The organism is Nocardia blacklockiae, from assembly GCF_015477355.1.
GTDB lineage: Bacteria > Actinomycetota > Actinomycetes > Mycobacteriales > Mycobacteriaceae > Nocardia > Nocardia blacklockiae.
On record NZ_JADLRJ010000001.1, the window covers coordinates 1,420,444 to 1,432,527 of the forward strand.

At 65.8% G+C, this 12,084-nt stretch carries 14 protein-coding genes and 1 pseudogene; 7 read left to right on the plus strand and 8 right to left on the minus strand.

Annotation, left to right across the window (positions count from 1 at the left end):
• Positions 1-256 precede the first annotated feature (256 nt).
• Together IU476_RS05975 and IU476_RS05980 are read right to left on the minus strand one after the other, a co-directional pair.
• Positions 257-685, minus strand: coding sequence for an HIT family protein (locus tag IU476_RS05975; protein ID WP_195097567.1), 429 nt, complete (start codon positions 683-685; stop codon positions 257-259).
• Positions 686-722: 37 nt separating this feature from the next.
• Positions 723-1,418 carry a TetR/AcrR family transcriptional regulator gene (locus IU476_RS05980; RefSeq protein WP_228823013.1) on the minus strand — a complete coding sequence of 232 codons (696 nt, stop codon included), beginning with the start codon at positions 1,416-1,418 and terminating at the stop codon, positions 723-725.
• A gap of 131 nt (positions 1,419-1,549) precedes the next feature.
• Between IU476_RS05980 and IU476_RS05985 the strand changes: the two genes are divergently transcribed.
• Together IU476_RS05985 and IU476_RS05990 are read left to right on the plus strand one after the other, a co-directional pair.
• The gene (locus IU476_RS05985; RefSeq protein ID WP_195097271.1) at positions 1,550-2,686 is read left to right on the plus strand and encodes an FAD-dependent oxidoreductase; all 1,137 of its coding nucleotides are present in this window, start codon (positions 1,550-1,552) and stop codon (positions 2,684-2,686) included.
• 100 nt (positions 2,687-2,786) lie between these two features.
• A complete protein-coding gene (locus IU476_RS05990) occupies positions 2,787-3,233 on the plus strand; it encodes an SgcJ/EcaC family oxidoreductase (protein ID WP_195097273.1) in 447 nt (148 codons plus the stop codon).
• Between the two features lie 261 nt (positions 3,234-3,494).
• Here IU476_RS05990 and IU476_RS05995 read toward each other — a convergent pair whose 3' ends face one another.
• From IU476_RS05995 to IU476_RS06005, 3 genes and pseudogenes are all read right to left on the minus strand, one after another.
• Entirely contained in the window at positions 3,495-3,824 is a 330-nt protein-coding gene (locus IU476_RS05995) for a pyridoxamine 5'-phosphate oxidase family protein (RefSeq protein WP_195097275.1), read from the minus strand.
• A gap of 1,385 nt (positions 3,825-5,209) precedes the next feature.
• Complete coding sequence (locus IU476_RS06000; RefSeq protein WP_195097278.1) at positions 5,210-5,896, minus strand: HEAT repeat domain-containing protein; 687 nt, start codon at positions 5,894-5,896, stop codon at positions 5,210-5,212.
• Between the two features lie 71 nt (positions 5,897-5,967).
• Positions 5,968-6,111, minus strand: a pseudogene (locus IU476_RS06005) (IS21-like element ISAau2 family helper ATPase IstB); the annotation flags it as partial.
• Between the two features lie 419 nt (positions 6,112-6,530).
• Between IU476_RS06005 and IU476_RS06010 the strand changes: the two are divergent.
• Both IU476_RS06010 and IU476_RS06015 read left to right on the plus strand, forming a co-directional pair.
• The gene (locus tag IU476_RS06010) at positions 6,531-7,247 is read left to right on the plus strand and encodes a GMC family oxidoreductase N-terminal domain-containing protein (RefSeq protein WP_324193885.1); all 717 of its coding nucleotides are present in this window, start codon (positions 6,531-6,533) and stop codon (positions 7,245-7,247) included.
• Positions 7,244-7,423 carry a hypothetical protein gene (locus IU476_RS06015; protein ID WP_195097284.1) on the plus strand — a complete coding sequence of 60 codons (180 nt, stop codon included), beginning with the start codon at positions 7,244-7,246 and terminating at the stop codon, positions 7,421-7,423. The genes IU476_RS06010 and IU476_RS06015 overlap by 4 nt, the downstream gene beginning before the upstream one ends.
• A gap of 12 nt (positions 7,424-7,435) precedes the next feature.
• Here the strand turns inward: IU476_RS06015 and IU476_RS06020 are convergent, their stop codons facing one another.
• From IU476_RS06020 to IU476_RS06030, 3 genes are all read right to left on the minus strand, one after another.
• Positions 7,436-8,053, minus strand: coding sequence for a hypothetical protein (locus IU476_RS06020; RefSeq protein ID WP_195097286.1), 618 nt, complete (start codon positions 8,051-8,053; stop codon positions 7,436-7,438).
• Entirely contained in the window at positions 8,026-8,694 is a 669-nt protein-coding gene (locus IU476_RS06025; RefSeq protein WP_195097288.1) for a hypothetical protein, read from the minus strand. The genes IU476_RS06020 and IU476_RS06025 overlap by 28 nt, the downstream gene beginning before the upstream one ends.
• 329 nt (positions 8,695-9,023) lie before the next feature.
• Positions 9,024-9,500, minus strand: coding sequence for a helix-turn-helix domain-containing protein (locus tag IU476_RS06030; protein ID WP_324193886.1), 477 nt, complete (start codon positions 9,498-9,500; stop codon positions 9,024-9,026).
• A gap of 203 nt (positions 9,501-9,703) precedes the next feature.
• Here IU476_RS06030 and IU476_RS06035 point away from each other — a divergent pair, with 203 nt between their 5' ends.
• The 3 genes from IU476_RS06035 (at position 9,704) to IU476_RS06040 (ending at position 11,846) form a co-directional block, all read left to right on the plus strand.
• Entirely contained in the window at positions 9,704-10,690 is a 987-nt protein-coding gene (locus IU476_RS06035) for an NAD(P)/FAD-dependent oxidoreductase (RefSeq protein WP_228823015.1), read from the plus strand.
• A 6-nt stretch (positions 10,691-10,696) separates the two neighbouring features.
• The gene (locus tag IU476_RS36725; RefSeq protein WP_267466350.1) at positions 10,697-11,068 is read left to right on the plus strand and encodes an MFS transporter; all 372 of its coding nucleotides are present in this window, start codon (positions 10,697-10,699) and stop codon (positions 11,066-11,068) included.
• 73 nt (positions 11,069-11,141) lie between these two features.
• A complete protein-coding gene (locus IU476_RS06040; RefSeq protein WP_267466396.1) occupies positions 11,142-11,846 on the plus strand; it encodes an MFS transporter in 705 nt (234 codons plus the stop codon).
• Positions 11,847-12,084: the final 238 nt, after the last annotated feature.

Here is a 12,084-nt window from a genome sequence, read left to right on the forward strand (position 1 = left end):
TGAGCCGGCATTCCACGTCTCCTGACCTCATACTCCTGCTGCACGCAAGCAGCTGTGAACGGGCACGTTGGACACATAACCCGCAACAAGCCTGCGGCCGGCTGGAGGAGGTGTTCGGCGACGACATCGCCGCGATGATCGACCGGTTGGTTCACCACGCCGAAGTCGTCTCCTCAAACGCGACGCTATCGGCCCGACGACCGCGTGCCCGCGGCCGATACCAACGACTGACCGATCACGTGATATTCGAGACCATTCAGTTCACGGCACGACGGATCCGATCGCCCAGCTGGGCAATGGCTTTCGCATCCCCCGGCGCGCCTGGCTGCCAGGGCAACACGAGTCGGTCCTTGGACTTGTCGACATAACGCGGCACGACGTGCAGATGGAAGTGGAACACCGTTTGCCATGCGTCGGCACCGCAGCAATTGAGCAAGTTCACTCCATCGGCACCGAGCTCGTTGACAGCGGCCTTGGCGATCCGCTGCGCAGTCAGCGTGACAGCCGCGAGGTCTCCGGCCGGAATGTCGAGAAGATCCCTGCTGTGCCGTTTGGGCACCACCAGTAGGTGACCATCAGAAGCCGGATGGATGTCCATGAACGCATAAGTCGTCTCGTCTTCGGCCACTTTCACGCTTGGGAGATCTCCGGCCACGATGTCACAGAAGAGGCACTGATCATTCACGATCACGGAGGCTAATCGACAGCATCGATAGGTGGGGTCACGTCTGAGCCTCGGCGGGCAGTGCCGCCCCTGGGTTTTCCGGTACCGGGGAGGGCCCGAGCCCCAGATGGCTTGCGAGGATGGCTACCTGGTCGGCGAATCGTTCGAGGAATTCGGGTGAGCGCGGGTCGGTGTTGCAGACGCCCTCGACGATGTGCGGCAGCGTGGTGGGTGCCATAGCCGCGGCCATCAGCATGATCACCAGACATGCAGGGTCGAGATCGCTGGGCAGACGACCGGCCTGCTGCAGGTTGCGCAGCTCTTTGATGCTGTCGGCGAACGGTCGAGTATCCGAGGGTGATTCGGCTCCGGTCTCGCGGTTCTCGCGGTATTCGAGCCCGTTCCAGGCCAGCAGGCGTACCCCGTCGGGATTGTGCAGCGCCTCCATTGCGTAGCGGCGCAGTTGCTCGGGCAACGGTGTGTCCGGCGCGACCAGCGCACCCTGACGCTGCTGCCATCGTTGCGTAATCGCTTGATACAGGCCTTGTTTGCCGTCGAAGTAGTAGGAGATCAGCTGCACGTTCACCCCCGCGCGAGCGGCGATCGTCCCGATCCGGGCACCGGCATAGCCGTGCGCGCCGAACTCGGCCATCGCCGCGTCCAGAATCAGCGCGCGCGTGCGTTCAGGATCGCGCTGCCGCTCCTGCGGCGCGGGTGACCGACGAGGCTTGGACGCTGGCATGCCAACGATCATACAACCACCGAGCACTATCAATCATATTTTTGTCAGATTCAAATGAACGATTGACAACTGCATGGTGCAGGGCACAGGATGAACTCACGAGCCCGGCCGACAGGCGGCCGCACTCAGTAAGGGAGATCGAAATGTCGGACGACACAAGAGTTCTCATCGCCGGCGGTGGTGTCGGAGGCCTGACACTGGCGCAGGCACTGCACCACAGCGGAGTCGACGTGGCCGTCTACGAGCAGGACCCGACGCCGCGCACGCGTCACCAGGGCTATCGCATCCACATCGACCCGGCGGGCAATGCCGCCCTGGCCGACTGCCTCACACCGCAGGTACTGGATTTGCTGCGCCGCACCAGCGGACGCAACGGCAACCTGGTCACCACGTTCACCACCGGGCTACAGCCAGTGTTCGCGCAGGAATTCCCCGACATCCCCGACGATCAGCTCACCGCGGTCGATCGCAACACCTTTCGCCAAGGGCTGCTCACCGGCCTCGACGAGATCGTCGAGTTCGGGCGCACGGCATCGGGCTATCAGGTGCTCGACACCGGCAGGGTGAGGCTCGAGTTCACCGACGGCGGCAGCGACGAGGGCGATCTGTTGATCGGCGCGGACGGGGTCGGATCGGCTATCCGTCGCCAACTGCTGCCCGACGCCGTGGTCGAAGACTTCGGGCTGCGCTGCATCTACGGCCGAATGCCCCTCACCAGCCGATTGTCACCCGAGGAATTCGAGCGCGGACTGTGCTGGGTGTCCAGCGACAGCACCTGCGGTGCCGGATTCGGCACCGTCCGGTTCCGCACCCCCCTCGACGAACGGCCCGACTACCTGATGGTCACCCTCATCGCGACCCCGCACCGTCTGGGCATCACCGACGAGGTGTTGTTCAACATGTCGTCGCAACAGCTGTGGAAACTCTCGGCCGAGACCACCGCCGCCTGGCATCCCGCGATCGGCGAAATCTACGCCCGCTCCGATACCGAGACGTTCTTCCCGATCACCTTCCGCATCAGCGGCCAGATACCGACCTGGGAGCCTGGCCCGGTCACCCTGCTCGGCGACGCGGTCCACACCATGCCACCCACCGCCGGGGCAGGCGCGAACACCGCCCTCGCCGACGCCGCCACTCTCGCCGGCGAAATCCTTTCCGCCGCACGGGGCGAAAAGACACTCACCGAAGCCGTCGCCGCTTACCAGGCGATCATGCTGCCCCGCGGCCGCCAGGCCATCGACAACTCCCGGCACATGGCCGCCCGCATGTTCACCGACTGACCATCATTCACGACCCGGGTGAGAATGGGGTGTCACGGACGCACAGGGTAGCTATCCGGTCGGTCCGAGCTGGGCGAGTTCGGCATCGATGTCGACCTGCATGACTGCAACAACATCCGGACGGCCAGTCGTCGAAGACACTACAACCGACCACGCTGCCGACGTCGTCGCGATCGAACAGTTGATAGCCGACGTCGAGACCGGCTACAACACCAACGATGCCGAACTGATGGTAAGCGGTTTCACCGCGAATGCGTCGGCGGGCAACGCAGTGGGCATGGTGATAAACGGGTATGACTCTCTGCTCGAGGCCGCCGAACGCGGCCTCAAGGGATTCTTGAAGAACGAGTACGTGCGCTACGATGTGGGCGACATTGGCTTCCTGCGTCCAGACGTCGCAGTCCTCCATAAAGTCGCCCGTGCGACCACCGCCGAGGGTGAACTCATCGATAAGACTCCCGCGATGGTCGCCCTCTATGTGCTGGTCAAGGAAAATGGCCGCTGGTGGGTCGCCGCCCGCCATAATACCCCTGTGCCAAAGGCTTGAATCGGTCCTGCCGAATGCGCGCTCCGGCTGATACAGGACTGTCGAAACAACGGCGGACCTTGATCTCGATCTGATCGGCCGGGCCCTGATGGTTCGGCAGGAAGGACCGACTGATATCGCAGCCAGTGGCTGCCGTGGCGAAAGACGCGTTGACACCAAGAAGCTGGCCGAGCAGTTGCTCGCCCAGGCCGAGGAACAGAGCAGCGATCTGGTCGGGCCGGTCGAATCCCCGGCCCGGCAGAGCTTAGAGCAACGGGTTCGCTACGGGTGATGCGTGCGGTCGTAGTAGCTGCCGGTGATCTCTTCGATCGTGATGCGGACGATCCGGTCCCGCGCACCGGGCAGCCAGCGGTCGAGCCGCTCACGGTAGCGAATGACCTCGTTCGGGTCGTCGACGAATTCGGCCGCGCCGACCGCAGTGACGCTCCAACCGCTGCCGGTCAACGCGTCCAGGCCGTCGCTTTGATAGGCGACCGGGCGTGCACGGTCAGGAGGCCCGCGCTGGCCCAGGCGAGGATCGCTGCGCCGTCGACCATATGATTCACCAGACGGGTCGTCGGTAACGCGTAGCGCCAGAACACGATCCGGCAACCGACCGAGCCCAGCAACACACAAGCGTGTGCCTCGGACAACGGCTCCGGTGCCGGCACCACCGCTCCTGCCTCACGGCCCCCCTGGCGCGAACCCTACCCCCGCCCACCACGCCAGCACCACCACCCGCAGTAGGGCTCACCCGTCACCGATGCGTTACCTCGCCACACCGAAGCCGAGCACCATCGCACTGACCCTGCCCCGCTGCACCGCTACCGAGCTGGTAGCGGCGGCCCGGTGGACGGCTCATCCGCCACGACGGCTCCCCTCGTGCTCACTGCCGCCATCCGTGGCCTCGGGCCCGTCGGCCGGAGCCAGCGGAGCGACGACGACCGTCTCGACGCGAGCTTGGAGACGTGCGATACGCTCCCAGGCATCCACTGTGTACCGCTGGGCACGCGCCAGCCGCACCTGCGCGTTCCCGAGAAAACCCCGCGCCTCGCGAAGGACCCTGCGGGCATGTTCCAGGCCGTTCCTGTCGCTGCGATCAGTCATCGCCGTCAACCCCCACGAGAATATCGAACTCGCGTTCCGGGTACCCAACGATACCTCCCGCACCCGTCCGCCCGGTCCTCACCGTCAGGACCCGAGGCACCCGCGTGCTCGCCGGCAACTCCGGCGGCAGAAGCCGACGTCCGGCCGCCGGCACCGCGGTCAGCCACATCCTCGACCACCCATCCGCCGCGCCCAAAGCCCGAGTCGAACCCGCACCACAGAAGCCTTGCGACACAGCAGCACCCGGCGACTGCCGGTGGGCGGGACGGTGTCGTGCGAAATTCAGGTCGCAACCTCCTGTCGAGTGCGGTACCAGCGCGGTTCAATCGAGGAGACAGAGCGCAGGTCGTTGCGGGCCGGACGGTGCTGATGCCGTCGAAACAGCATGCGGTCACGAAAGGTCGCGCCGACGCCCGAGATCCGCAGGGGCCGCAGAGCCGCGGCTACCAACGTCGAACTGGAGGCTGCACTGACGTGCGATACCGCATATCCAGCAATCCATCGCCATCGCCATCGTCGCGCGGGCGCTGCCGCACCGGCCCGCTCCGTCCATTCGGACCGCCCGCGCGGAACCAGGGTTCGATGGGGCCGAGCGTTTGTCCGGGTCCATCCCGACGATGACCGGCCACCAGCGTCCTTCCTGACTATCTGAACGAGCAAATGTCCGTGCAGGAAGGCACCGCTACTTCGAGCCAGGGCAAACCCCCTTTCCAGCCACGCCCGCACGGTAACCCGTTGGGACACAAGCCATTAGCGAGCCAGACCGATAGCACTGGCGGGCAGCCGATCAGGGAGCCTCCCACAGGGTACCTGGGACTGATCCTGGCCGGGACCAAGCCCGATTACTGTCCTCGCCGCCGGGAGGTTGCGTGTATTCGGATCCACGTCGACTACAGCACGCTCAGGTAGTTTCCGTAACGACCCTTCAGGGCGTCCGTGGCGGCTGCGGCGATGATCTGACGGCCATCTTGTGAACAGCGGGTCAGAAACGCCCGCACACGAGGCCCGGACCAACCGGCTGCTGCGACCACTGGCCAGTACACCAGGGACTCATGGTTGAGATCGTGGAAATTGGCCTCGGCGTAGTCGATGACGGCGTCGACCGCGGTGTCGGGGAAGCTCAGTCGCAGCATCGCGACCGCACGGAGCGCGCCGTCAGCGAGAAGTTCGACGTGTTGTTGCAGACACCACATGGCGGGGCCCGGGTCGTTGTCGACGTCGCGACCCAGGCGGACGATGGCGTCGCCAAGAGCAGCGTTGATCATCGTTGCCGAGCGAGGTTGCAGCGCAAGGGTTTTCAACAGTTCGATATCCTCGCGGCTGCCGGTCGTTCCCAGCGCCATGATCAATTGGTACTGCGTCTCCCAGGTGCGTTCGTCCAGCACTTCGCGTTCGAGCGCGGCGCGGACTCGGGCCGCTGTTGTCGGGTCTGCCAGCGCGCGCAGCCGCTTCGCGCCGCGTCGTCGCCGCGCCGAGAGCGAGTCCGTCAGTAGCGCCAGTGCCTCATCGCGTGCCAGCGTCATCCAGTTCGGCCTATCCGTGTTCATGGTTTGTCGATCCATCGCGAATAGTTCCACACACCGGCGATAAGAACGGACTCCTCTTCCTCCGCGAACACACTCGTCCGCCGCATATCGTGCGTTGGGGGTCAGGCATTGGTCTCGGCGGCGGGGGCGCGGCCCAGGCCGCGGTTCTGGAGGCGGTAGCTGCCGCCCGCGAGGGAGAAGGCCTCCGCGGGGTGGACCAGGCGTTCGATAATGGCGGCCACGACGTCGTCGCCGAATACTCCTCCCGGCGGCTGCGCTGCGGCCACTCTGGTACGAACTCGAAAGCCTCTCGGCCGCAACGTTTTTTCTTCAGAACCCAACGCGGCGGCGTTGAAATCGATAGGGAGTCAACATATGTTAGATGTCATCGAACACACGGGTTAGGCAAATCCGCCGCACCGAGGGGAACGAGTCCCCTCTCGCACACAGAAGCCCGGTAAATCTGCCGGATCTGTATGCCGTTGTTCAGCGCACTCAGCTGATCCGCGAACCACTTCCCGGACCGCCGGAACCAACCCCGGCTCCCGACAACGACATCCTCTACGGCGTATCGATACTCGACGAGGCCGGCCCGAGTCTCCGACCGGTATCTGATATCAGCGCTCGAATGGGCACCGGGAACGCACCTGCAGATCCAGCCCCTGGAGGAAGTTCTGTTCGGGCGGTGGTGGTGGCCGCGGGCGCGATCCAGACCCCGGCGCTGCTGCGCCGATCGGGGTTGCGCAACAAGAACATCGGCCGTTATCTGCGGCTGCACCCCGCCGCGGTGGTCTTCGGCGTGTTCGACGAGGAGATCCGCCCGTGGGAGGGCGGCATGCAGGCGCGGATCTGCCGCGAGCACGCCGACCTCGACGGCCGCGGCTACGGCGTCATCTACGAGACCGGGCCGATCAATCCGGCCCTCGCGACCGGCTTCATGAGCTGGCGTGGATCGGCCGAATTCCGTTCCACCATGCTCGATTTCGCGCACTCCAACGCCGTCGGCGTGATCACGCGCGACCGCGACCACGGCACCGTCTCGGTGGACGGCGACGGCGAGGCGGTGGTGAAGTACCGGCTCTCCGAGCACGACGCCGGTCACCTACACACCGGGCTGGAGGGCTCGGCGAAGATCCTCGAGGCCGCCGGGGCGCGGCGCATCTTCTCGGGCCACCAGGCCGGGGTCTCCTACGAGCCGGGCAAACGCGGGTCGCACGCGGAGTTCGCGGCCGCCTGCCGGGCCGCCGGATACGGCCCCGGGCAGTGCTCGATGGGCGCGCTGCACATCATGGGCTCCGCGCGCATGGGCGGCTCGGCGGACACCTCGGCCACCAACCTCGACGGCTTCCAGTACCAGTTCCGCACCATCTCGGTCCCGTCGTTCGGCACCGTCTACAATTGACGGTCCGCCTGTGCCCGGCCGCGCGGCCCGGGCATCGGCGGTCACCGCCGGGCGCGGCGCGCGAGTATCGACTCCAGCACGACCAGGCCGCCGAGTATCAGCACGAGCAGGCCGATCAGACGCAGCCCGGCGTCCGCGCCGGTGACGAACGCCTGCCAGACCGTGGCAACGGGTGACCGGATTTTGTGTTATCGATCGCACCCCGCTCGCATCGAGCTCGACCAACGGAAAGTCGGTATAAGGGCAGGCATAGACCAGAGTCCGACCCACATTGAGTGCATAACAGTCGCACCAGAAAACACGGTTGCCGGTGTGATCCGGTGCGAGCCACGGCGTGGCTGCGGGTCGTCCCAGCGCGCCAGGCCGACCAGGAACCGATGTGAGCACGTGCCGTCCGGATTGCGCGACCAGTAGTTGGCTTCGTCGAAATAACTGATCCAGATCCGCCCTTCTGGGTCGGTCAACAGTTGTTCTATGCCGTCACCGGCATAGAAAGCCCCGATCTGGTTACCGTCACCATCGAAGACCTTCGCGTTGAGGGTCAACCTCAGTTCCTCCTCGGGCACCGGGACCAAGAACGACGACTCATCGTCGGGATGTGCCCGAGGAATCCGTGCGGCACCCAAGATGACCCCGTCGCCGAAGGCGTCGATCTCGGTGAACCGTTGATCGAGCCCATGCAAAGGAATCTCGTGAACATCAGCACTGTCGCAGACTACGGCGATTGCATCGTAGGGCGGCACGGGACGACGCCAATTCTGCGCCGACGGCCCGCCGCTCACCGGATCAACGAGCAGAACCACCATCCGACCGCGATAGTCGATCGACGAGGCAAGTACTTCGAATCGCGCGTAGCGCTCCGGAAGCGTTGCATGAAGCGCGAGATGGCGGCTACTGGCCATGAGCCTTTCGGGTCGTCATGCACTCGATTACGGCACAGCAGACCAACCTCGGTTCCCGTCACTGAGAAGCCAGCAGACCACACTGGCCAACAACTCACTGATTGACATCCCGCCGCGGCCGACACGCCGCCTCGGCGTGATGCCGAAATTCGCGATGGAGATCCGGCCGCAATCCTCCAGCCGCTGCCCAGATTCACGACCAACTGACACCGGATTTCACGACCGAAGCCATTGCGGGCGATGCCGTTGCGGCGGTAGTCGGGTGCGGCAGCGAAGAGGTGGATCGGCATGGTCGCGCTGATCGCGCGGCGGAGCGCGTGGGAGCCGGCGGGACGGAAGCGGCGCACGAATCGAGGTGCGGGCCCGGTGGCCAGGCCGGCGACGACCTCACCGTGGGTGAGCGCGACCAAGGCGAGGGCCGCGCCACCCCCGTCACTGTTCGATCCGGCCCACCGGCCAATATCGCAGCCCTTTACCAGGAGGTCGCCCGGGCCGTCGCCGACGCACGGCAACCGCACCCCAGCTTCGAGACCGCCCTGCGTCATCAACGGCTCCTCGCCGCGATCGTAAAATCTGCGGCAGATGAAACTGTTCGGCACATCTCTGACATCCGAGCAAATGTGAGAGGTCTCAGGAATCCGCGAGTCGCTGGCGTCGCAGCTCGGCTTCAGTGCAAGCGCAGAGTGCTGCGGTACGCAGACTCCTCAGGTCTCGGCCTGCTGCTGGCAGTTCGGGTTTCCGAAGCGGCATTGGCGCCAGCCGAACCGACCCGGTCATTTGCCTGCTTTGTCCAGAGCCCGTTGGGCACGTACACGAGGCGCCGGGAGTGAATCGCGACCCGCGATTAGGCTTCCGTTCGGTATATGGCCCGGTACTACGGGGCAGGGGTGGTGCGGGCGCGGACGTGAATGCGTTCACCGTGTTTGCCGAAGAGGCTGAGGATTTCGACGTTGCCTTGTCCGGCGGCGCCGAACCAGTGCGGAATGCGGCAGTCGAACTCGGCCGCCTCGCCGGCACCCATGGCAAAATCGTGGCCGCCGAGCCGGACACGCAGTCGTCCGCGTAGCACGTAGAGCCATTCGTAGCCGTCGTGGGTACGCAGGTGTGGCTGGTCGTCGTGGGCGGGGATGATCATCTTGTAGGCCCGGGGCTCTCCCTGGTGGCGTGAGAGCGGGATCAGTACGCGCCCGTCTCTGGTGGTGGGTTGTTGCGACACACGTGGGTCGACGATCCGGGGCGCGGCCACGATCTCGTCGAGCGGAACGCCGAGCGCGACAGTCACCGGCAGGAGCAGTTCCAGGCTCGGCTTACGCTGACCGGATTCCAGCCGTGACAGTGTGCTGGTCGACAAGCCGGTAATCTGGGCGACGTCGGCGAGGCTGAGACCCTATCTTCTCTCGGGCACTCCGTAGCCGTGGGGCGATCTGCTCGATCACGGCGCCGACACTTGGCTGATCATCCATCGGACCAGTCAACCAATCTGTCCCGGAACCGGCAAAGTTCTTTGCAGGTTTCGGGAGTAGGAGTCGATGCTCGTCTCGGAGGTGATCCGAGATGAACGAGACAACAGAAAAGACAGGACAATCGGCGCTGCGGACAGGGGTGTGGGACGCGATCGTGATCGGCGCCGGGGCCGCCGGACTGACGGCTGGCGTCGTGCTCGCGAGGGCGCAGTTCGCGACCCTGGTTGTCGACGGCGGTCCGCCACGGAACGGGCCGGCAGACGCGATGCACGGATTCCTCACCCGTGACGGCATGTCGCCGGCGGACTTCGTCGCCGCGGGAAAGGCCGAGTTCACCGAATACGGAGGAACTCTCGTGCGGGCGTCGGCTGCGGACGCGCGACGAACGCCCGAGGGTGCCTTCGAGGTGCGTCTGGATGACCGCAGCGTCCTGCGCGCCCGGTCGCTGCTCGTCGCGACCGGTCTCACCGACGAACTCCCCAGCGTCCCGGGACTGTCCGAGCGGTGGGCCGATACGGTGCACCACTGTCCGCACTGCCACGGTTATGAAGTCCGGGACCGGAATGTCGTAGTCATCGGTAGCTCGATGGCCGCGGTGTCGGTACACCTGGCGGCGCTGATGCGCCGCTACACCGCGTCGGTAACCTTCTGTGTCAACGGGATCGAGATCGACGCCGCCGAGCGCGATCGGCTAGAGGCCTACGGCGTCCGCGTGATCGGCGGAGGGGTGTCCGAGGTCGTGCCGGGAGGCGATTGCGCGAGCGGAGAACTCACCGGTGTCCGTCTGGAGAACGGCGAGACGTTGTTCTGTGACGCCATTTTCGTTGCTCCGCAGCCGAATCCCCACGACGCGATCGCGACTGCGTTGGGCGCGACCACGGACCCGGCCACCGGACTGATCGCGGTCGATTCCCGGGGAGCCACCGCCGTTCCTGGACTCTGGGCTGCCGGCAACGTTGTCGATCCCCCGAGCCCAGGTGGTCACCGCGGCAGGGATGGGTTCCGTCGCCGCCATCGCCATGACCGGCTGGCTCCTGGAACAGGATCTGTCCGCGGCGATCTCGCTCGGCGGGGGTGATCGCCGATGAATACCCTGTCCCGCAGCCGTGGAGACCGGCTGCCTGCGGGGGTGTACATGCTGGGCTTCAGCCTCTTCGCCATGGGCAGCGCGGAATTCCTGCTCGCCGGTGTTCTGCCCGGTGTCGCCGCAGATCTGGACGTCTCGCTGTCGTCGGCCGGGATTCTCATCACCGCGTTCGCACTCGGGGTCGTCTGCGGCGGACCGCTCTTCGCCGTGTTGAGCCTACGCTGGCCACGACGCACTGCGCTGATGATTACCCAGGGCGTCTTCGCCGCCGCCGTCGCCGTCGGCCTGTTCGGCAACTACCACGTCGTGCTGGTCTCCCGAATCGTTTCCGGTATAGCTACGCGGGGTTCTTCGCGATCGCGTCGGTGACGCGATCGGCCTGGCAGGTTCGGACCGCACCGCTCGCGCGTCCGGCGTCGTGGTCAGTGGCCTCAGCGTGGCCATGGTCGCCAGCGGTCCCGCGGGGACTCTGCTGAGCCACTTCACCGGTTGGCGAGGCGGATTCTGGGTGGTCGTCGCACTGACACTCGCCGGTATCGTCGGCCGCGTACTCGGAGTCCTTGCTGTCGCAACGAGTTGCCGGCCCGACACCGGCCCGGACCTGCAGCGCGAACTCGCCACCATGCGTAAGTCAGCCCTCCGGGGCGTCTACGCGATCACCATTCTGACCACCGCGGCATACATGGTCACGTTCAACTACCTGGCGGCGATGCTCACCTCAATCACCTCCGTCCCCGACGTCTGGATCCCGGCGATCCTCGCCCTGTTCGGTATCGGAGCATTCACCGGTCCATCGGCGGCAGGATTTCCGACCGGCGCCCGCCCCCACCCGTCACTGCTGGCCGGCACGGTCGCGATCGCGATCCTGTCCGTCGTCCTTGCTGTCGCGATGCCCCTGGTCTGGGTGGTCGTACCCGCCATCTTCCTGCTCGGCGTCGCGGCGTTCATCCTCAACCCCGCCCTGTACGGCCCGGGTATTCACCATCGCCGCCCACGCCCTCACCCTCGCCGGCGCCACCACTGTCTCGGCCCTCCAGCTGGGCGTCAGCTGCACCCCGCCCTGGCCGCCATGACACTCACCCGCGGCGCGGCTCTCACCTCGGTGTGCCTCATCGGCGCAGCCCTCGCTACTGCATCATCGCGTTGATCCGCCTCGACAAGGCACAGCAGACGGATCAGCCGCTGAGTGGGGCCACTCAGACATGTGTCGCGGCGCGCCAGCCTGGGCCGTGACGTCGAGTAGGTCCGGGTCTGCGGGCGGCGCGTCAAATGGTGATCTGTTCGGCGAGGGCATTCGCCACGGGCTTCGGAACGAAGTTCTGAAGCCCGTGTCCCACGCCGGGCAGGGTTCGGATGCGTCCGTCGCGGGCGTGCTCACGGACGAG

Excerpts from the sequence above, each read along its gene's own strand:
- IU476_RS05980 (WP_228823013.1), bottom strand. The coding sequence starts at position 1,418 with ATGATCGTTGGCATGCCAGCGTCCAAGCCTCGTCGGTCACCCGCGCCG.
- IU476_RS05985 (WP_195097271.1), top strand. The coding sequence starts at position 1,550 with ATGTCGGACGACACAAGAGTTCTCATCGCCGGCGGTGGTGTCGGAGGC.
- IU476_RS05990 (WP_195097273.1), top strand. The coding sequence starts at position 2,787 with ATGACTGCAACAACATCCGGACGGCCAGTCGTCGAAGACACTACAACC.
- IU476_RS06020 (WP_195097286.1), bottom strand. The coding sequence starts at position 8,053 with ATGGTGGTTCTGCTCGTTGATCCGGTGAGCGGCGGGCCGTCGGCGCAG.
- IU476_RS06025 (WP_195097288.1), bottom strand. The coding sequence starts at position 8,694 with ATGACGCAGGGCGGTCTCGAAGCTGGGGTGCGGTTGCCGTGCGTCGGC.
- IU476_RS06035 (WP_228823015.1), top strand. The coding sequence starts at position 9,704 with ATGAACGAGACAACAGAAAAGACAGGACAATCGGCGCTGCGGACAGGG.
- IU476_RS36725 (WP_267466350.1), top strand. The coding sequence starts at position 10,697 with ATGAATACCCTGTCCCGCAGCCGTGGAGACCGGCTGCCTGCGGGGGTG.
- IU476_RS06040 (WP_267466396.1), top strand. The coding sequence starts at position 11,142 with ATGGTCGCCAGCGGTCCCGCGGGGACTCTGCTGAGCCACTTCACCGGT.